18 protein-coding genes and 5 pseudogenes are annotated in these 18,351 nt (G+C 48.3%); 15 read left to right on the top strand and 8 right to left on the bottom strand.

Annotated elements, in window-relative coordinates; genetic code table 11:
- Nucleotides 1-19: 19 nt before the first annotated feature.
- Entirely contained in the window at nucleotides 20-1,837 is a 1,818-nt protein-coding gene (locus B5G11_RS00240) for a recombinase family protein (RefSeq protein WP_087251916.1), read from the top strand.
- 45 nt (nucleotides 1,838-1,882) lie between these two features.
- Here the strand turns inward: B5G11_RS00240 and B5G11_RS00245 are convergent, their stop codons facing one another.
- Nucleotides 1,883-2,776, bottom strand: coding sequence for an IS3 family transposase (locus B5G11_RS00245; RefSeq protein WP_343215449.1), 894 nt, complete (start codon nucleotides 2,774-2,776; stop codon nucleotides 1,883-1,885).
- An 11-nt stretch (nucleotides 2,777-2,787) separates the two neighbouring features.
- Nucleotides 2,788-3,120: a transposase gene (locus B5G11_RS00250; RefSeq protein WP_055159092.1), complete on the bottom strand. Its 333-nt coding sequence runs from the start codon at nucleotides 3,118-3,120 to the stop codon at nucleotides 2,788-2,790.
- A gap of 78 nt (nucleotides 3,121-3,198) precedes the next feature.
- Between B5G11_RS00250 and B5G11_RS00255 the strand changes: the two are divergent.
- From B5G11_RS00255 to B5G11_RS00295, 8 genes and pseudogenes are all read left to right on the top strand, one after another.
- Nucleotides 3,199-3,444: pseudogene (locus B5G11_RS00255) on the top strand (hypothetical protein); the annotation flags it as partial.
- Between the two features lie 67 nt (nucleotides 3,445-3,511).
- Nucleotides 3,512-3,640 (top strand): annotated as a pseudogene (locus B5G11_RS00260) (Maff2 family protein); the annotation flags it as partial.
- A gap of 656 nt (nucleotides 3,641-4,296) precedes the next feature.
- Nucleotides 4,297-6,216 carry a tetracycline resistance ribosomal protection protein Tet(W) gene (tet(W), locus tag B5G11_RS00265; protein WP_033126273.1) on the top strand — a complete coding sequence of 640 codons (1,920 nt, stop codon included), beginning with the start codon at nucleotides 4,297-4,299 and terminating at the stop codon, nucleotides 6,214-6,216.
- 50 nt (nucleotides 6,217-6,266) lie between these two features.
- The gene (locus B5G11_RS00270; protein WP_002586626.1) at nucleotides 6,267-7,034 is read left to right on the top strand and encodes a class I SAM-dependent methyltransferase; all 768 of its coding nucleotides are present in this window, start codon (nucleotides 6,267-6,269) and stop codon (nucleotides 7,032-7,034) included.
- Nucleotides 7,035-7,205: 171 nt separating this feature from the next.
- Nucleotides 7,206-7,628, top strand: coding sequence for an RNA polymerase subunit sigma-70 (locus B5G11_RS00280; protein WP_087251788.1), 423 nt, complete (start codon nucleotides 7,206-7,208; stop codon nucleotides 7,626-7,628).
- Nucleotides 7,621-7,818 (top strand): helix-turn-helix domain-containing protein, encoded by a 198-nt coding sequence (locus tag B5G11_RS00285; protein WP_001909500.1) that lies wholly within the window; start codon nucleotides 7,621-7,623, stop codon nucleotides 7,816-7,818. The genes B5G11_RS00280 and B5G11_RS00285 overlap by 8 nt, the downstream gene beginning before the upstream one ends.
- A gap of 131 nt (nucleotides 7,819-7,949) precedes the next feature.
- Nucleotides 7,950-8,141, top strand: a complete 192-nt coding sequence (locus B5G11_RS16575) for a hypothetical protein (protein WP_000841357.1) — start codon at nucleotides 7,950-7,952, stop codon at nucleotides 8,139-8,141.
- A gap of 646 nt (nucleotides 8,142-8,787) precedes the next feature.
- Nucleotides 8,788-9,153 (top strand): mobilization protein, encoded by a 366-nt coding sequence (locus tag B5G11_RS00295; RefSeq protein WP_242958820.1) that lies wholly within the window; start codon nucleotides 8,788-8,790, stop codon nucleotides 9,151-9,153.
- Here B5G11_RS00295 and B5G11_RS00300 read toward each other — a convergent pair.
- The 3 genes and pseudogenes from B5G11_RS00300 to B5G11_RS00310 all read right to left on the bottom strand — a co-directional run.
- Nucleotides 9,080-9,988, bottom strand: a pseudogene (locus B5G11_RS00300) (antirestriction protein ArdA); the annotation flags it as partial. The gene B5G11_RS00295 and the pseudogene B5G11_RS00300 sit on opposite strands and share 74 nt — an antisense overlap.
- A gap of 125 nt (nucleotides 9,989-10,113) precedes the next feature.
- Nucleotides 10,114-10,482 (bottom strand): cysteine-rich VLP domain-containing protein, encoded by a 369-nt coding sequence (locus tag B5G11_RS00305; RefSeq protein ID WP_002584962.1) that lies wholly within the window; start codon nucleotides 10,480-10,482, stop codon nucleotides 10,114-10,116.
- Nucleotides 10,479-11,924, bottom strand: a pseudogene (locus B5G11_RS00310) (DNA topoisomerase); the annotation flags it as partial. The gene B5G11_RS00305 and the pseudogene B5G11_RS00310, both read right to left, overlap by 4 nt.
- On the opposite strand from B5G11_RS00310, the pseudogene B5G11_RS00315 reads away from it, so the two are divergent.
- Nucleotides 11,923-12,888, top strand: a pseudogene (locus tag B5G11_RS00315) (YodL domain-containing protein); the annotation flags it as partial. The pseudogenes B5G11_RS00310 and B5G11_RS00315 sit on opposite strands and share 2 nt — an antisense overlap.
- Nucleotides 12,889-12,892: 4 nt before the next feature.
- On the top strand, nucleotides 12,893-13,102 hold the full coding sequence (locus B5G11_RS00320) for a transposon-transfer assisting family protein (RefSeq protein WP_002584960.1): 210 nt from the start codon (nucleotides 12,893-12,895) through the stop codon (nucleotides 13,100-13,102).
- 201 nt (nucleotides 13,103-13,303) lie between these two features.
- Here B5G11_RS00320 and B5G11_RS00325 read toward each other — a convergent pair whose 3' ends face one another.
- The 3 genes from B5G11_RS00325 to B5G11_RS00335 all read right to left on the bottom strand — a co-directional run bounded on the left by B5G11_RS00325 (nucleotide 13,304) and on the right by B5G11_RS00335 (nucleotide 15,484).
- Nucleotides 13,304-14,638, bottom strand: a complete 1,335-nt coding sequence (locus tag B5G11_RS00325; protein ID WP_002584959.1) for a relaxase/mobilization nuclease domain-containing protein — start codon at nucleotides 14,636-14,638, stop codon at nucleotides 13,304-13,306.
- Nucleotides 14,599-14,928 (bottom strand): plasmid mobilization relaxosome protein MobC, encoded by a 330-nt coding sequence (gene mobC, locus B5G11_RS00330; RefSeq protein ID WP_002584958.1) that lies wholly within the window; start codon nucleotides 14,926-14,928, stop codon nucleotides 14,599-14,601. The genes B5G11_RS00325 and mobC overlap by 40 nt, the downstream gene beginning before the upstream one ends.
- A 199-nt stretch (nucleotides 14,929-15,127) precedes the next feature.
- Nucleotides 15,128-15,484 carry a helix-turn-helix transcriptional regulator gene (locus tag B5G11_RS00335; RefSeq protein ID WP_044942672.1) on the bottom strand — a complete coding sequence of 119 codons (357 nt, stop codon included), beginning with the start codon at nucleotides 15,482-15,484 and terminating at the stop codon, nucleotides 15,128-15,130.
- A 398-nt stretch (nucleotides 15,485-15,882) separates the two neighbouring features.
- On the opposite strand from B5G11_RS00335, the gene B5G11_RS00340 reads away from it, so the two are divergent.
- From B5G11_RS00340 to B5G11_RS00355, 4 genes are all read left to right on the top strand, one after another.
- On the top strand, nucleotides 15,883-16,068 hold the full coding sequence (locus tag B5G11_RS00340) for a cysteine-rich KTR domain-containing protein (RefSeq protein ID WP_003431289.1): 186 nt from the start codon (nucleotides 15,883-15,885) through the stop codon (nucleotides 16,066-16,068).
- Nucleotides 16,069-16,084: 16 nt separating this feature from the next.
- The gene (gene rlmN, locus B5G11_RS00345; RefSeq protein WP_002584956.1) at nucleotides 16,085-17,068 is read left to right on the top strand and encodes a 23S rRNA (adenine(2503)-C(2))-methyltransferase RlmN; all 984 of its coding nucleotides are present in this window, start codon (nucleotides 16,085-16,087) and stop codon (nucleotides 17,066-17,068) included.
- Between the two features lie 473 nt (nucleotides 17,069-17,541).
- On the top strand, nucleotides 17,542-17,979 hold the full coding sequence (locus B5G11_RS00350; protein WP_002604474.1) for a sigma-70 family RNA polymerase sigma factor: 438 nt from the start codon (nucleotides 17,542-17,544) through the stop codon (nucleotides 17,977-17,979).
- Nucleotides 17,963-18,205 carry a helix-turn-helix domain-containing protein gene (locus B5G11_RS00355; RefSeq protein WP_002604473.1) on the top strand — a complete coding sequence of 81 codons (243 nt, stop codon included), beginning with the start codon at nucleotides 17,963-17,965 and terminating at the stop codon, nucleotides 18,203-18,205. Before B5G11_RS00350 ends, B5G11_RS00355 begins: the two co-directional genes overlap by 17 nt.
- Nucleotides 18,206-18,351 lie beyond the last annotated feature (146 nt).

The following is an 18,351-nucleotide window of genomic DNA, read 5'->3' on the forward strand; positions in this document are numbered from 1 at the left end:
AAGTGTAAAGGAACTCTACATGGACGCACAGGAGGATATGCACATGAATGATTACAACAAAATCACAGCCCTTTACTCCCGTCTTTCCGTAGGGGACGAGGACAGGGACGGCGGCGAGAGCAACAGCATACAGAACCAGAAAATCTTTTTGGAGAACTACGCCAGAGGGCAGCGGCTGACGAATATCCGGCACTACATCGACGACGATGAAAGCGGCAGATTTTTTGACCGTTCTGCCTACTCCCGCATGATGGAGGACGTTGAAAACGGGAAAATCGGCGTTTGCATTATGAAAGACCTTACCCGCTGGGGGCGCGACTATCTCCAAGTCGGCAACGCTATGGAGATATTCAGACGGAACAACGTGCGTTTTATCGCGGTCAACAACGGCATTGACAGCGAGAAGCCCGACACATTGGAGTTTGCGCCCTTTATCAACATCATGTCGGAGTGGTACGCAAAGGACATCAGCAAGAAAGTGAAAACGGGCATTAAGACCAAAGGCATGAGCGGAAAGCCGATTGCCACCGAAGCCCCCTACGGCTATGTCAAAGACCCGGACAACAAGGATTTTTGGATAATCGACGAGGAAGCCGCCGAGGTTGTGCGCCTTATTTTCCGTTTGTTTATCGGCGGGAAGAACCGCAACCAAATCGCCGTATATCTGAAAAACGAGCAAATCCCTACCCCCACTTTCTACATGAAAGACCGGGGACGGGGAACGTGTAAAAACAAGGCGCTCAATGAGGATAACCGCTACAAGTGGAACAAAGCCACCTTGACCCATATCCTTACGCGGCAGGAGTATTGCGGCGATGTAGTCAACTTCAAGACTACAAAGCATTTCCGGGACAAGCGGAACCACTATGTAGACCGGAGCCAATGGCAGATAACCGAAAATGTGCATGAGCCGATTATTGACCGCGCCGACTTTGAAACCGCACAGCGGATTTTGGAAAACGCGCCCGTCAGACGCCCCAACGGGGACGGGGAAATCCACCCTTTGTCGGGCTTGCTTTTCTGTAAGGATTGCGGCGCAAAAATGCACATCCGCATAGATTACAGAAACGGCGGCAAGCGGCACGTTGCCTATTGCAGCGAGTACCACAAGGGGAAAGCCAAAAACCCCAAGTGCCATTCCCCACACATCATTGACGCGGATTTGCTCATGCAGACCGTCGCGGAAGTGCTGAAGAAAATCGAGGACTACTCTATCAGCAACCGGGCGGAGTTTGAAGCCTTAGTGAAAAAGAACCTTGCCATGCAGCAGACCGACAAGACCAAGAAACAGCAGAAGCGTATCCCGCAAATCACGACGCGCCTTGAACAGATTGACAAGGTGCTGAACAAGCTCTATGAGGACAACGCCCTCGGCACGATCCCGCAAGACCGCTATGAGCAAATGTCGCAGAAGTATTCAGAAGAATACTATGCGCTGAAAGCGGAGCTTGCCGAGCTGCAAGAGCAGCTATCCGCTTTTGAGAACGCGGGCGGACGGGCGCAGAAGTTTTTGAAGCTGACGGAACGCTACGCTGCCTTTACCGACCTGACCCCCGCCATTCTCAACGAGTTTATCAGCCGGATTGAAGTGCATGAGCGCGACAAGAAAAGGGCAAAACAAGCCATTCAGCACATCGGGATATATTTCAACTATATCGGCAAATTTGAGAACGAAGTGACACAGCTTACAGAGCCAACGGAGCAGGAAATCCGGCAAATGCGGGAGAAAATCGAGGAAGCCCAAAAGGAAAAGAGCCGCGCCTACCACCGGCAGTATTCAAGGGAGTACCGGGCGCGTAACCTTGAAAAGCGACGGGAGTATGACCGCATGAAATGATATTGTCAAGATTAGTTGACACATTTATTTCAAGGATATCACTGACTATGCTACCAGTTCCAAATCCTCATAATACTGTCTGCGTTTTATCAGGGGAGGAAGCCCGCCATTGGCAGAGCAGATCCTCCGGTTATTCCAGTAGCTGAGGAAGTATCTCCAAATGAGCGCCTTTAATTCCTCTACCGTCATCTGCCTTGTGTCATAGCGGTCATAAAGGAGCTCTGTCTTCATTCTGGCCCACATACTCTCACAGCGTGCATTATCATGGCAGCGTCCTCCTGCACTGTTCATGCTTTGGTGGATGTGGTGCTCCCGGATGGTCTGGCGGTAGGACTCACTGGTATACTGTGTCCCACGGTCACTGTGGATGATCGCTCCTTCCAATGCGGGATATGCAGTCAGAGCATTTTCCAGTGTTTGGATACACAGATCTGCTTTCATGTTTGTTCCCATTGACAGACCGAGGACACTAAGATCAAAGCAGTCGAATATCGCAGATACATACAGTTTCCCATTGCGCGCCGGGATCTCCGTGATATCTGTAATACATTTTTCTAATGGGGCATCTGAATGGAAATCCCGCTTCAACAGATCATCCGATTTCATGGCTTCCCGGTCTGCCTTTGTAAGCCCATTCGGCTTTCTCTTTGGCCGATGGCTCAGGCCAATCTGATCCATAACCCGGTATACGGTCCGTTCACTGGGTATATGTACGCCCTCCGGCTGCTTCAGCAACAGCGCCTGATACATCCGGATCCGTCCATAAGTATCGTTACATTCATCCTCGCTGATGATTTCTTTCATGGCATCCGCCAGATCCTGGTACTTCCATGGACGGTCTTTGTTCGCGAGATACTTATAGAAGCCCTGCCGGCTGATACCAAGCATCCGGCAATAAAATGAAATTTTCCCGGTAATCCTGCCGTCCTCTGTTTTCAAAGCCAGAAATATCATTCTCTGGTTTTTACTGACTTCCGACGGCTGGCGGCGAAAAAAGCGCTGGCTTCCTCTAGAAATTCGTTTTCTTCCTTCAGGCGACGGATTTCTTTATCCTGTTCCTTAACCCGCTTACGCAGCATGGTAATCTCTTCTGACAGGCTCATTGCGCTGGCAGGGGTATGGGAACCTTCCCCGATATCTAACTTACCGGCTCTTACGGCTTTCAGCCATGTGTGGATGGTTCCTTCAGGGATTCCTAATTCTTTAGCAGCCTTAGCGCCGCCGATTTCTTTGGCAAGTTTTACTGCCTGTACTTTGTATTCATGGTCATATTTACGTGCCACTTTGAATACCTCCTTATTCTCTTGGTTTTATTATGAAATCCTTGAGAATAAGCTGTCAACTTTTTTTATACCACACCACAGGACGAAATCGCAGTTATGGACGGAGGAAAATGTATTTTGCAGTTGCGCGGCGTGCGCCCCTTTTTCAGCGATAAGTACGATATAACGCAGCACCCGAACTACAAATACCTTTCCGACTTCGACAAGAAAAACGCTTTTGACGTTGAACGGTATATGTCCACCCGTCCGGCAATCGTAAAGCCCGACGAACCCTTTGACATATACGAAATAGATTTGTCCGACGAGGACGCAGCCGCCGAATAAAAACGGCGGCATTTTTATTTCCAACAACATTTTTTGAGCCGTTTTAGCGGCAGAAAGCGAGGTTTATATGGATTTTTTCAACAGCGCAGTTGACGTATTGCAGACTTTGGTAATCGCGCTTGGCGCAGGACTTGGCATTTGGGGCGGCATTAACCTCATGGAGGGGTACGGCAACGATAACCCCGGCGCGAATGCTCATGTACGGTAAGGAAGCAAGCAACCGAAAACAATAGATAGACCGCCAGCACTACACTATTCCGAACCAAAGACCAAAAGATAAGCATTTTGAGAAAATCTAAACTTTTGGATTTTCCTACAATGCCGACTACGGCGGAATCCCTCCCACTCCTTATATATTTCTTTCTGTATACATTGAATTTGTATTTAGTAAAATGCAGACAACACCACGGATCGGCTTTTGGCTGGACAATTCCAACCAAACACCGCAGCAGACAGTAGAAACCATTCTGAACGTTAGGAAGCCGGTATGATTGTTACATATAAGGGGAAGAAAAATTTCTTTTAGATACTTGTTTTCCTAAAACTGATGTGATATAATAGCTTCATTCCAGAAAAGGAGTAAAAAATATGCGGCAAGGTATTCTTAAATAAAACTATAATCAAATAGTGGGAACAAAGGATTATGATAGTTCCTTTTATGGGGGCTTGGTTTTTTGTACCCAATTTAAGAATACTTTTGCCTTATCAATTTTGACATATCCAAAAAACAGCACTCACAAACAGGTGTATGCTGTATATGTGTATGTCCGCAAATTATCATCCCCAGTGGTAAAAGTATTTTACTGCTGGGGATTTTTATGCCCTTCGGGGCAGTAAAGGGAGGACAATCACATGAAAATAATCAATATTGGAATTCTTGCCCATGTAGACGCTGGAAAGACGACCTTGACGGAGAGCCTGCTATATGCCAGCGGAGCCATTTCAGAACCGGGGAGCGTCGAAAAAGGGACAACGAGGACGGACACCATGTTTTTGGAGCGGCAGCGTGGGATTACCATTCAAGCGGCAGTCACTTCCTTCCAGTGGCACAGATGTAAAGTCAACATTGTGGATACGCCCGGCCACATGGATTTTTTGGCGGAGGTGTACCGCTCTTTGGCTGTTTTAGATGGGGCCATCTTGGTGATCTCCGCTAAAGATGGCGTGCAGGCCCAGACCCGTATTCTGTTCCATGCCCTGCGGAAAATGAACATTCCCACCGTTATCTTTATCAACAAGATCGACCAGGCTGGCGTTGATTTGCAGAGCGTGGTTCAGTCTGTTCGGGATAAGCTCTCCGCCGATATTATCATCAAGCAGACGGTGTCGCTGTCCCCGGAAATAGTCCTGGAGGAAAATACCGACATAGAAGCATGGGATGCGGTCATCGAAAATAACGATAAATTATTGGAAAAGTATATCGCAGGAGAACCAATCAGCCGGGAAAAACTTGTGCGGGAGGAACAGCGGCGGGTTCAAGACGCCTCCCTGTTCCCGGTCTATTATGGCAGCGCCAAAAAGGGCCTTGGCATTCAACCGTTGATGGATGCGGTGACAGGGCTGTTCCAACCGATTGGGGAACAGGGGAGCGCCGCCCTATGCGGCAGCGTTTTCAAGGTGGAGTATACAGATTGCGGCCAGCGGCGTGTCTATCTACGGCTATACAGCGGAACGCTGCGCCTGCGGGATACGGTGGCCCTGGCCGGGAGAGAAAAGCTGAAAATCACAGAGATGCGTATTCCATCCAAAGGGGAAATTGTTCGGACAGACACCGCTTATCCGGGTGAAATTGTTATCCTTCCCAGCGACAGCGTGAGGTTAAACGATGTATTAGGGGACCCAACCCGGCTCCCTCGTAAAAGGTGGCGTGAGGACCCCCTCCCCATGCTGCGGACGTCGATTGCGCCGAAAACGGCAGCGCAAAGAGAACGGCTGCTGGACGCTCTTACGCAACTTGCGGATACTGACCCGCTTTTGCGCTGCGAGGTGGATTCCATCACCCATGAGATCATTCTTTCTTTTTTGGGCCGGGTGCAGTTGGAGGTTGTTTCCGCTTTGCTGTCGGAAAAATACAAGCTTGAAACAGTGGTAAAGGAACCCACCGTCATTTATATGGAGCGGCCGCTCAAAGCAGCCAGCCACACCATCCATATCGAGGTGCCGCCCAACCCGTTTTGGGCATCCATCGGACTGTCTGTTACACCACTCCCGCTTGGCTCCGGTGTACAATACGAGAGCCGGGTTTCGCTGGGATACTTGAACCAGAGTTTTCAAAACGCTGTCAGGGATGGTATCCGTTACGGGCTGGAGCAGGGCTTGTTCGGCTGGAACGTAACGGACTGTAAGATTTGCTTTGAATACGGGCTTTATTACAGTCCGGTCAGCACGCCGGCGGACTTCCGCTCATTGGCCCCGATTGTATTGGAACAGGCATTGAAGGAATCGGGGACGCAGCTGCTGGAACCTTATCTCTCCTTCATCCTCTATGCGCCCCAGGAATACCTTTCCAGGGCTTATCATGATGCACCGAAATACTGTGCCACCATCGAAACGGCCCAGGTAAAAAAGGATGAAGTTGTCTTTACTGGCGAGATTCCCGCCCGCTGTATACAGGCATACCGTACTGATCTGGCCTTTTACACCAACGGGCGGAGCGTATGCCTTACAGAGCTGAAAGGATATCAGGCCGCTGTCGGTCAGCCGGTCATCCAGCCCCGCCGTCCAAACAGCCGCCTGGACAAGGTGCGCCATATGTTTCAGAAGGTAATGTAAAGATACATAATCGTCAAGACGGCAACAATCAGAAGTTATGGAGGGTAACAATGGAATATAGTAAGGAAGATTTAATGGAAGCAAAAAAGCAAATTTGGGGAGTGGGAGAGAACATGGGAACAGAGGAAAGTAAAAAAATCTGGGAGGAGAACGCACAATTTTGGGATAATGCAATGGGTGACGAATCTAATGAATTTCACAGAGAGGTAGTGCGTCCCAAAGTAACGGAACTTCTATCTCCTAATCCTGCGGATTACATTTTGGATATTGCGTGTGGCAATGGAAATTATTCTTCGTATCTTGCACAAAGAGGCGCTTCGGTTGTCGCTTTTGATTACAGCAAAAAAATGATAGAATTGGCTAAAAGACGGCAATCACAATATGCAAAACAAATTGAATTTTGTGTGGCGGATGCGACCGATAGAAAAAGTATATTAGAATTAAAAAGAAATCGAGCCTTTACGAAAGCAGTTTCTAATATGGCAATTATGGATATTACGGATATTGAACCACTTCTTATGGCTGTTTATGAACTGTTGCAGGAAAGCGGAATTTTTGTCTTTGCAACGCAACACCCTTGTTTTGTCACGTTGACTGAAAAATATATGACACCGCACAGTTACTATGATATAGCGATTGAAGGGCAACCGAAAGAGCAGATTTATTATCATCGTTCCATACAAGATATTTTTAACCTTTGTTTTAGAGCTGGATTTGTCATTGATGGATTTTATGAAGAATGTTTTAAAACCAACAAAGAAATTCCTATGGTAATGATAGTAAGGCTTAAGAAGGTAAAACGTGATAGCTTAAAATAAATTCAAGTTTGTCGGGTAAATAGCAAACCCAGCCGAGCCAGTCAACGGTCAAGATGAACGGCGCATATGCGCAGCCGTTGACAGCCCCGCCCGCCTTTGCTGGTAGGCAATCAAGGGGCGACAGCAAGAAGTGCCACCGCCCCGCACTATTATTCAGAAAGGGGAATTTCCATGACCGACCAGATAGCCTATCAAGAATATATCCAGCGCAGGTACAACGCCTTTTGCAAGACTGTTATCCGCTGTGCCGCCTTGGACAAGATTTTGAAGCTTAAACGGCAATGGGAACGGCAAGTTTCCCTTGACTATCTGATGAACGAGAAGTTTGTCCAGTTTGCCGCGTCGGAGCCGGACGAGGAATACCCATTTACCGTCTGCGGTCAGACCGTCCTGCTCTGCAACGCCGCCCTTGCCGACGCGATCTCTGTTTTGCCGGAGCAGACGCAGGAAGAAATTTTTCGTTACTATTTCCTGCGCCAGCCGCAGCGAGTGATCGGCGTACATATTGGCCGGACACGCAGCACAGCGGGGCGGCATATCCGGCTTGCCTTGCAGCGGTTAAGGCGGCTCATGGAGGGAAATGACTATGAGTAAACTTCTCCCCTATGAAACAATCGTCAAAGCCCATGAGGGCGACCCGGACGCAATCGACACCATTCTTTCCCACTATGCCGGATATATCCGCTACTGTTCCAAAGTACACGGGAAAGTCAACGCCGAAGTTGAGGAACATATAAAGCAACAGCTCATTGCCGCCCTGTTCAAATTTCGCTTTGACCGATAAACAAAGAACAAACACTGGCTGTCATTAGCGGTTTCACTCCAGCCAGTTTACAATTCATCTATTCCTAAAGGAAGCAGGTCATAGTATAATAGAACCAACGACAAATATACTTTTAGGGGAGATATAGCAATATGAAAAGTAATAAATACTTAACTATTGGCTTATTAACAGGATTTATTGTCGGTGGTTGCATAGGTGTGTTGGCATGGGCGTTTTTGCAAAATCTTTTTGCTATTTCTATTTGTGCAGGTATCGGAATGTTGATTGGAATTGTTATAGGTACATTGATTGATTATGAAAAAAATAATCATCAAGAGAAATAGAAAAAATGCACAATGCCTTAAAGGGAAAACAGGAATTTATTGTGCTATCCATCATCGGGCCAACCTGACCTGAACTTTCAAAACTGAATATCCACCGCCCATCGGCGGCCAGCGAAAGCAGTAAGTCTGAAAAAGATTTGCTGCTTTTTTCTTTATCCGTTTGGCAAAATCGCAAAGTCATCCGTAGTAGGTAGGTGAAGCCGGAAACAAAAAATTTTCTGCGGCGGTAGCCAAATCTGCATTTTCTGTATTTCTAAGGCAAAGGAAAATTTGAGAAAATTCCCGGCAAGCGGGTAGCTGGCGGCCTTTGAAATGTATCTTTAGCGGAAAGAAAGAACTGCGGGTAAAAATCGCCCCACGCCGTAAGATTTTTGCAGAAATCCGGCCAAAACAGGCGGCAGCTATACGAGTAGTAAGTGCAAGGGGAAATCTACGGCTTACTTAGAGCAAGTTTCTACCACGGTGCCAAAATCCGCAATTCTGCGGTTTTGCCCCTCGCGGGAAACTTGTTGGGGAGTGCCTTCCCCAAACCCTGCTATGCGGCTTACGCCGCAAAAATATTTCTGTCCGGCAGACAGGAAATGCCCCGAAAATAGCTAACAGACCAGCCCATTTTTTGTGATAAGTGAAAGGAGGTTTACAGCCCATGCCGAAGCGATACAACACCCCCCACCGCAGCCATGTTGTGAAAACCCGGCTGACCGATGAAGAATACGCCGACTTCACAGAACGGCTTGCGCCCTATGGTATCAGTCAGTCCGAATTTCTCCGGCAGGCCATCCGGCGCACTACCATACGCCCCGTACTCCATGTGTCGTCAGTCAATGACGAGCTGCTCTCCGCTGTCGGGAAGCTCACAGCCGAGTACGGCAGGATTGGCGGCAATCTCAACCAGATTGCCCGCACCCTCAACGAGTGGCATAGCCCCTACCCGGCTATGGCAAGGCAATATGTTTCTCCGGGTCGTCGGAATAGCCGCGAATGGAAAAATCCTGCGGGTTGTCGGCGGTAATGCCGACGTTCCGCATAGCTTCGTGCAACTGCTCCTTTGTGGCGGGCATATCCAACCAATAGCCGCCGGGGTCGCCCGCGTCAAAGCGGCTGCGGTTGCCTATCATAATAGAAAACTGTTCGCTCATGTGTTCACGCTCCTTTTCCTGCCCGGTATTTTCGGGGATAGCTGCCGCCTGTTGCTGCTGCGGGGGTTCTTCGCCCTCTATGGTGTAGTCCGGCATGAGCATACCGTTTACTTTGAAATAGTCGGCGTACTCCTGCGGGATAGGCGGGGAGATTTCCGTAAACAAGCGGTCATACGCTTTGATACGCCCATTCAGATACTTTTCCATAGCTGCCTTGTCGGTGAAAACCTTTCTATCTTGTCCGGCAATCTTCGCTTGGGTTCTGCTTGGGCTGTTGGTGCGCACGCTCCATGTAAGCGTCCATGAATACGGGATAGATTTCTGCGCTTCTTTGTCGTAGCGGGTATTCTCGTAAATGTAGTAATTCATCTGATATACCCGGTTGCTGCGAATATGGCGGTTATGCTCGGTGGTCTGCCACTCGTTAGCGGTGTGCTGGACGTGCGGCGTTCTCACATATTCAAGTGTTTTATCCAGCAAAAGCGTTCTTCCCGCCTGTTCTTCCCATGCGGCGGCGCGTTCTTTAAGGTCGTCAAAAATCGCCTGTTCTGCCGCCGCGCTTTCGCTGCGCATGGAAAGTAGCTGCGCAATCGGCAAGGAAGCATAAGGGGCAATCTCCCTGTCCTTTGCTTCAAAATATATCCGGCGTTCTATCCGCATGGTTTCGGCGGCTTCTAATTTGTCATGGTCGTATGAGGAATACGGCATATTCTTTCATCACGTCCTTTCTCGGTCATATAAGGGTTTGGGACTATCCCAACAAGCAAAATGCCCGCGCTCTCTATGGGAAGCGCGGGCATTTCTCGCAAACGGGTACTCGTTTGCTGTGCTTGCTATGTAGTTGTTTTTATCCGTAAACGCCTGTTTCTCTCGCTTTGGGCTTTCTGTCTGCGGCGTATCTTTGCCGCGCAATCGGGGCAGTATTTCGCCCGGTTGCTGCCCGCCGCAAACGTGCTGCCGCATACCGCGCAACGCTTCAAATCGGTTTCCCCGCTGCGGGTGATCTGTTCGCAAAGCTGCCTGTCGGCGGGTAATACCGCTTCGCGGAAATAGCGGCATAGCAGCGAATAGCTGATACTCTGCACACAAACGCAAGTTTCCCCGTCGTCCAGCAGCAGACAATTCCCGCAATCGTTGTTTGCACAAGCGGCGCGGGTCATTTTCTTTACGGCGCGGTATTGCTTTTCATCAAGCCTTATCATTTTCGGTTCTGCTCGACGCGGAAGTTTACATACTTGCCGCCTGTGTCGGCAAGCAGCACAACTCCGTCAAAGGTCTTTCCCGTCTTGGTCGAGTACATACCTTTGATTTTTACCTTTCCGTCTTTCAAAAGGGCGGCGGCAATCGCCTTTGTGAAAGCCTTTTTGCGCTGCTCAAAAAAGCGGTCATTCTTCCACATCACAAAGCTGCAAGCCCTGTCGGAGCAGTAAAAGTTTTTCTTGCCCTCGTAAACCGCCGCGCCGCAACGGGGGCAAGTGCCGATTGCTTCCCGCTGCGGGGTAAACAGCTTCGCTTTATCCTCGGAAATCGCGGAATAGGTCTTGACAAGCCCCGCTGTCATTTCCTCAATCCCGCGCATGAAGTCGGCGGGGCTGTCGCTGCCCTTTGCAATCCCGGTAAGGCGCGTTTCCCATTCTGCCGTAAGCTGCGGGGACGTAAGGCTGTCGGGCAGAATAGCGACAAGGTTATACCCGTCCTTTGTGGGGATTAGCTTTTTGCCCTTGCGCTCGGCAAAGCCCGCGCTAATGAGTTTTTCAATGATACCCGCCCGCGTCGCGGTGGTGCCTAACCCTTTGCGCTCCGCGTCCTCCGGCGTGTCCTCCTTTCCCGCACTCTCCATAGCCGAAAGTAACGTATCTTCGGTAAATGCCTTTGGGGGCTGCGTGTAACGTTCGGAGATCTCCGCTGCCGGATTGTCAAAGGTCTGCCCCTCGGCAAGCGGGGGTAAAACCGCTTCCGGCTCTGCGTCCTCGTCCTGTTCCCCGGACGCGGCGCGGGATAGTCTTTCAATCTCGCGCCAACCCTCGCAAAGCGTCGTCCTGCCCTTTGCGGTAAAGGTATAGCCGCCGCAAGTGAAAACCGCCGTAACCGCTTCATACTCATAGGGCGCGGCAACGGCGCAAAGCAGTTTTGCGCACACAAGGGTCATTAGCTTTTTCTCACTTTCGGCAAGGGAAGAAAAGCCCGTTTTCACAAACTCCGCTGTCGGCAAAATGGCGTGATGGTCGGTTACTTTGCTGTTGTCGCAAATCCTCGCAAGGTCGGCTTGCAGCTTCACGCCCTGCATAAAGGGGAGAGCAGCGCAAAGGCCGGTGATAAGTTCCTTTGTGCTGCCCTCCATATCGGAAGTGATATATTTGCTGTCGGTGCGGGGATAGGTCAAAAGCCGTTTTTCATAAAGGGCTTGCGCATAGTCAAGGGTCTGTTTCGCCGTAAACCCATACAAACGGTTTGCTTCCCGCTGCAAGGCGGTGAGGTCAAACAGTTTCGGCGGGGCTGCGGTCTTTTTCTCTTTTTTAAGGGAAGTACAAACGGCCTGCGATTTCTCGCAAGCCGCTTTCATCTGCCGCGCCGCCGCTTCGTCGTCCTGCCTTTCGGAAAGGGCGGCAACGCCGCCAACGTCCAGCCGGACGACATGATATTTAAAGCGCGGGGACGAAACAAGGGACTTGCGCTTTGAGCCTTATGACCGTCTGCAAGCGGCTGGACTTACCATTGACCGGGTAAATTATGAACTCGTCTATACTGCACCGCTTACAAAGGATATGACGCTGGGCGACATTTGGGAAAGGTTTAATATCGACCACCCCGCCGACTTTAAGGGGCATAGCCTTTCCGTTTCCGACATTGTTGTGCTTCATCAGAACGACGAGGACACCGCCCACTATGTAGACAGTATCGGTTTTCAGCAAGTGCCGGAGTTTTTGCAGGAGCAGCAGACCCCCGTATTTGACAAGCTGCCGCCCGAACAGCAGCAAGCCTTGTCCGACACCGTACAAGACACTTTGCAAATGCTGGTTGACGCAGACAAGCGGATTTATGGCGACGTTACGGGCAAGACCCTTGAAGCAATCGCGGCGCAAGGATATTCCTACAAGGACGGGCAGCTTGAAAAGCAGCAGCCGGAAGCGACCCCCGACAGCCTTTTGACGGGTGAAACCGTTAGAACGCCGAGGGGCAATTTTCATATTACCGATATGAGCCGTGAACAGATCGAAGCGGCGGGATTTGGTTTTCACCATGCGTCGGAGGACGGGAAGTATCTCATTATGGGGAATGGCACACAGGCTTATGCCATAGCCGCCGAGCAGCCGCAGCGGGATAATCCCTTAAAGCACGTCGAGGACACCATAGAGCAGAACGACAACAATTTTGACGGGCTTATCAACAATACGCCGCAAACGCCCACCGTTGCAGATTTTGAGCAGCGGGCAAAGGCGGGGGAAGCGATTTCCGTTACCGACCTTGCAAAAGCGGTAAAAGCCGAGAAACGGGAACAGCCGCAGAAAAAACCGTCCATTTTGAAGAAGCTGGACGAATACAAGAAACAGGCGGCGCAGCAGCCGAAAGATAAACAGAAAGAGCATAAAAAGGATTTGGAGGTTTGATAGCATGAATACCCGCTTTACCATTGAGGAAGAAAACATTGTTGCGATCTACGCCGAGGACAGCCGGGAAACAACGCTTGAAAATATCCTTGCCGCCATGCCCTACATGGACGAGGATATGCGCCAGCTTGCCGCCGCAGCGGTGAACAAGCTGCAAGCCATGACGGACAGCGAGTTTTCCGAAAGGGAGTTTATCTTGACCGACGAGGAATAGCCCATAGAGAACAGGGGCGCGGTTGCCGATTTCCGGCACCGCGCCCCTGTTCTTTTTTTGTCCTTGCGTGGACAATTAGAAAGCCGTTTTTGCGGGTTTGAATATACTTTATCGTCTATGTCGTTTTCATGCGCTGGAAGCCGCAGAAACACAGGCGTTTTCAGCCCTTAACATTCCACTTGCCACCCCATGTTTTGCGCCTTATCGCTCCTGCTCCCGCGCCCTGCTTTGGGACGGGTAAAGAATACTATCGACGTTCTTTTTGACAACGCCGTATTCCTGCATTTGCTTCTTGGCTTGCCGATAATCTTCATACAATTTGGTTTTCCTGTCGTTTAAGCTTCTATACTCCTTGCGCAGCGCGGCGAGATCGGGCAGCTTCTTTATCTGCATTTCCTTTAATGCCCTTGCCGCAGCTTCAAACAGGATAATTTCGCTTTCATGCCCCCGCAGATACTTTTCCTTGTCCGGCGATTTTCGGTATTCATCGTAAATCGGTTTTAACTGTCGGTATGTGGTGGTGTGCTTGATAAGCAGCGACAAATCAGACATACGCTGTTCCACTTCCTTAACCGCCTTTGCCGCCGCGTCATGAGCGGTCATAATATCGGCTATCTTGCTTTCAAGTTCGCTATAATACTCAATCTTGTTTTCGGTTAGGAAGTTCATGCTTTTAGCAGCCTGTTTCAGATTATGGATTTTTGCCCACCGTTCATAGCCCGCCGACTGTTGGGCTTTGATACTGTTTTCAAGATCGACGACAAGCCGGATTTTCTTATCTTCCCGCAGCGTTTTTGTTTTGGCAACATACACGCCCTTGATACGCTCCTTTATCGCTTCTTCCGTATAGGCCGCGCCGAGCGTCTTTGTGCGGGTAAACCGTTCCTGTCCGGCAGCGCGAAAGGAAATGTATTTGCCCTGTTTGATTTCATACCCCATTTCCTGCAAGCGGCGCAGCAGTTCGTCAAAATCTTTCACTTGGGGAATGAGAGTATCTATCGCCGTTTTCAGCTTTGCTTTGTAGCTTGTCCCTTGCTTTTCGGCGGTGTATTCTGCATAGCTTTTTCCCTTGTCCTGTCCCGGTACGACGACGGATAGCCCATGCTCTTTACATATCCTGTCGCTGGTGCGCCGGATAAAGTGATAGCTTTGCTTGTTGGAATGGTACTTTTTGTAGTCAACGAAGCTAACCGCGTTGAAAATCAAGTGATTATGCAGATGGTCTTTATCGACGTGAGTTGTCAAAACAAACTCATACTTGCCGCCTAATACCGCCCCGGCAAGTTCCATGCCGATTTTGTGCGCTTCTTCCGGTGTGGTTTCTCCCACCGCAAAGGATTGTATCAAGTGCCGCCCTAAATGTGTGCCGCGATCTCCGGCAGCTTCCCGCGTCCATGCAAACTCAATATCGGCGGTTTCCAGCCCGCAGCCGAAAGAGGACGCAAGCAGCTTCCCGTCTGTCTTTTCGGGATTTAAGATATAGTCTATCGCAGCCTTTAAGGTTGATTTAATAGGGTGCGTCTTTGTAACCGCCATATCTCGTCCACCGCCTTTTTAATGTCCTCTATATCCTGCCTGTAAACCGTCCCCGTCGCATTGGCGCGTTTTGCAATCTGGTTGATGTTCCGGCTCACCGCTTGCAGTTCCCGGATATATGCTTTTGTGTCGCTTCGGTCAACGACAAGAATATACCCGTCTATCGCCATTTTACGGAAGTATGCCCCATACTGCTTTATGGGAAGCTGCTTCATCTTCTCGTCGATCAGCCGCTTTTCTTCTTCCGTAACGTAAAACTTCATCTGTATATTTCTCTTTCGGTTTTCCATTTCCGCACCGCCTTTCGGTATAAGGGTTTGGGATTATCCCAACAAGCACTTTTCGCAAACGGGTACTCGTTTGCTGTGCTTGCTATCTACTCCTTATCCCGTTTCAAAGGCAGCGTTTGTTGCACTCTCTTTCTAATTTGGCGCAAAAAAAGATTGCAGCCCCTATGCGCTGCAATCTCCTGCTTCCCATATTGTGAGGTTAGTCCTCTGCTTGTTCGACTTCTGTTATCTCCCTTGCCGTTGCGGTTACAATCCGTATGCCTTTATCGCTCATACCGTCCAGCAGCGCGTCAAGCTGCCGCCGCCCGGTGGATTTCTCCGCATTGCTGTTCGGGAAGAAAAATTGATCTACCGAAATATGATACCGGGTTACAAGGTCATAGAATACCTGTAAACTCGGCTGTTGTCCCTTGTTCTCGATATTCGCAAGGTAGCGCGGGGAAATATATAACTCGTCGCTTACCTTTTTGCGGCTCTCGCCGTATTCATTTCTCGCGGCTTTTATAGCTGCCCCGAAAGCCTTAAAGTCGTACAATGGTACGGGTCTTTTTGCCATTTTCATTCACCCTGTTACATTTTACAGTTCACCTTTCTTTTTGGATATGTCCACACAATTCATATCATTAGGTTAAATACTTCCTGTTGTGTATTGACAGTAGACTGATTTTCTGATAAAATAAAATTTATGTAAAAGGAGGCGGCGTTTATGTTGCATAGCATGCGTATTAGATAAGCATTGAAAAAAAGGATTTTCCCATTTTCAACATGGGCTTTTTTGTCATGCTTATTTTGCGGATGCTATACAAAAAACTAACGACGTATAGATATAGTATAGACATAGTGCAAGCTATGCCTTAGTTTTGTTGTACTGCTCTGTGCATTATAAATGCAGGTCAATGCTCATGTTGAGGATTGACCTGCATTTTTTTGTGTAAAAAGGACGAGTGAAATATAATGCTTAAAAAATATTGGATAAAATGTCCGATTTGTAACGGAAAGACGAGAGTTCAAGTATTTCATAATACTGTATTAAAAGATTTTCCTCTTTTCTGCCCTAAATGCAAATTGACGCATATCATTGATGTAGAAAAATTAGAGATTGTAATCAAAAATACAGAAAAACAAACTTTTATTATTTAGAAGAAAGGATATAAAAATGAAACGTTTACCTAAATATACGCCTGCGGAAGTACGGAATGATCCATACGGATTTACTTACAAAGAAATGTCGGAAGTTATTGGCGAGAATGAAGCAAAAGCCTTATATGAAGAATTATATAAGCAATTACCACGCAAAAAAAATCTATCAATGTTGGTAAAAAATATTTGCAAAAGCAGTGATACTGAAAAGTATGTTTACGAACTGAAAGACAACAAATACATTGAAACGGTTTTTATCAAGCGGCGAGATGGTGGAACTGTTTGCGTGAGCACACAAGTCGGTTGTCCTGTTGGTTGTATTTTTTGTGAGTCCGGGCGAAATGGCTTTGTTCGTAATCTAACATCGTCAGAAATCGTACAACAGATTATATTGTTGCGTCGAAAAGTAAACCGTATCGTTTTTATGGGTATGGGAGAGCCTTTATTCAATTATGACAACTTGATAAAAGCAATCCATATTCTCCGAGATAGATATGGGCTCAACTTTCCAACCGACGGCATTACCATATCAACAGTTGGTCCGGTTGATCAATTAAAAAAATTGCGCGAGGAACATCTTAAAATTCAGTTGACAATATCTTTACACGCAGCAACACAATCTGCAAGAAATCGTATTATTCCTCACATGCGCATATATGCTATTGAAGATGTTGTTAAGCAAGCCTTATCCTATTCTGAAAGGCATAATCGCAAAATTGTCTTTGCGTATTTGCTTTTACCGGGTATAAATGACCGGCCCTCAGATGTAAGACAACTTGCAAAATGGTTTCGGGGCAAAAAAGTTATGATTAACGTGTTACAATACAACCCAACAAGCAATTCAAGAATTAAAGCACCACAGAAACGGGAAATAGTTGCATTCAAACATCAATTAGAGCAAGCAGGACTTGAAGTTACTATGAGAGTTTCTCATGGCAGAGAGATTAACGCGGCTTGTGGACAGTTAGCTAACACATATAATAAATTCAAAAAAAAATGATTAAAAGTGCCAGACGCATAGACGCAGAGCCGATAACGCATTAGGTCAAAAAACCTATGTGTTATCGGCTTTTTTATTTAATATTGCGCAAAAGCCGCTGTTCCCTATTATAGAATGGATTGCGGGTAGTGTATTAAAGTCGCCCTTTTTTAAGGATACGGCGGTATCGGGGAGGTATCGCCGTGTCCATTTTTATTTACTGTAACCCGCCTAATGCTTTGCGGTCAAAAAAAGCTATGCTCCGCAAGCGGGATATTCCGGCTATGAATGTGAACTGTCAATACATTTAGCTACTGCTTACATTTCCTTTGCGCCCGTCCGCGTCTTGCGGACGGGCGCATTTTGCTTTTTTCAACTTTTTTCTGAAAAGCGCACTCAAGAGCCATCTCCCGAACGGGTACGGAGCGAAAGGGGCAGAGAGGACAAGCCCTTAACTCCCGTCCTCTACTCCACGCGGGAAGGAGGTGAACTCTATGGAGCTATCTTCTTCCGACAAGGAAAGAATACAACATCAGTACGACGCATTAGCAAAGAAAACTTTGGTCGGCGAAGCGAAAAGCCACCGCCGCACTCTTGCGAAACGCGCAGCACGCGAAGTTACTTTTTCGGATTTGAGCGAAAGCGAACTCGCGCAGCTTTTCACAACGGACGAATACGAAAGCGATTATTTCCGTTTTCAAGTGTCCGGCTTTGATGTACTCGTCAAAAATGAACTGCTTGCCGAAGCCCTTAACGCTTTGCCCGAAAGGAAACGCGACATTATCCTTTTGTCCTACTTCTTGGATATGAGCGACGCGGAAATTGGCGAACTGCTGAATGTTGTACGCACGACGGTTTTCCGGCACAGGAAATCCGCGCTTGCGAAAATCAAACAGTATTTGGAGGGAAAAGCAGATGATGAATACCGTTAGGAAGTCTGAAAATCTGTTGCCGTTCCCTGTCATTTCCGCAGCGGCAAACGGCGACACAACCGCCATGTGCGCGATCTTGAAGCACTACGAGGGTTACATAGCGAAACTTTGTACCCGCACGCTGAAAGACGACGCGGGCAATACCTATTCCTATGTGGACGAGGAAATGCGTAACAGGCTGCAAGTGCGCCTTATTACCCGCACCCTTGCTTTTCATGTAGGATAATCTTTTAGCCCATGCGGGGAGCGTGTCCCCTTTCCACGCTTCCCGTTATGGGCTATTTGTCGTTCCGCAAAAGCATATCCGCTGTTGATGTGCTTTTGCAGGCCGACAAAGCCTATTGTTCTTTGACAAAGAAAGCGGCCTTTGGT

The sequence above is a fragment of the Drancourtella sp. An57 genome (assembly GCF_002161525.1).
In the GTDB taxonomy this organism is placed as follows: Bacteria; Bacillota; Clostridia; order Lachnospirales; family Lachnospiraceae; genus Sellimonas; species Sellimonas catena.

Coding starts and splice junctions, on each gene's coding strand:
- B5G11_RS00240 (WP_087251916.1), top strand. CDS start 20: ATGGACGCACAGGAGGATATGCACATGAATGATTACAACAAAATCACA.
- B5G11_RS00270 (WP_002586626.1), top strand. CDS start 6,267: ATGGAATATAGTAAGGAAGATTTAATGGAAGCAAAAAAGCAAATTTGG.
- B5G11_RS00280 (WP_087251788.1), top strand. CDS start 7,206: ATGACCGACCAGATAGCCTATCAAGAATATATCCAGCGCAGGTACAAC.
- B5G11_RS00285 (WP_001909500.1), top strand. CDS start 7,621: ATGAGTAAACTTCTCCCCTATGAAACAATCGTCAAAGCCCATGAGGGC.
- B5G11_RS16575 (WP_000841357.1), top strand. CDS start 7,950: ATGAAAAGTAATAAATACTTAACTATTGGCTTATTAACAGGATTTATT.
- B5G11_RS00295 (WP_242958820.1), top strand. CDS start 8,788: ATGCCGAAGCGATACAACACCCCCCACCGCAGCCATGTTGTGAAAACC.
- B5G11_RS00305 (WP_002584962.1), bottom strand. CDS start 10,482: ATGATAAGGCTTGATGAAAAGCAATACCGCGCCGTAAAGAAAATGACC.
- B5G11_RS00320 (WP_002584960.1), top strand. CDS start 12,893: ATGAATACCCGCTTTACCATTGAGGAAGAAAACATTGTTGCGATCTAC.
- B5G11_RS00325 (WP_002584959.1), bottom strand. CDS start 14,638: ATGGCGGTTACAAAGACGCACCCTATTAAATCAACCTTAAAGGCTGCG.
- mobC (WP_002584958.1), bottom strand. CDS start 14,928: ATGGAAAACCGAAAGAGAAATATACAGATGAAGTTTTACGTTACGGAA.
- B5G11_RS00335 (WP_044942672.1), bottom strand. CDS start 15,484: ATGGCAAAAAGACCCGTACCATTGTACGACTTTAAGGCTTTCGGGGCA.
- B5G11_RS00340 (WP_003431289.1), top strand. CDS start 15,883: ATGCTTAAAAAATATTGGATAAAATGTCCGATTTGTAACGGAAAGACG.
- rlmN (WP_002584956.1), top strand. CDS start 16,085: ATGAAACGTTTACCTAAATATACGCCTGCGGAAGTACGGAATGATCCA.
- B5G11_RS00350 (WP_002604474.1), top strand. CDS start 17,542: ATGGAGCTATCTTCTTCCGACAAGGAAAGAATACAACATCAGTACGAC.
- B5G11_RS00355 (WP_002604473.1), top strand. CDS start 17,963: ATGATGAATACCGTTAGGAAGTCTGAAAATCTGTTGCCGTTCCCTGTC.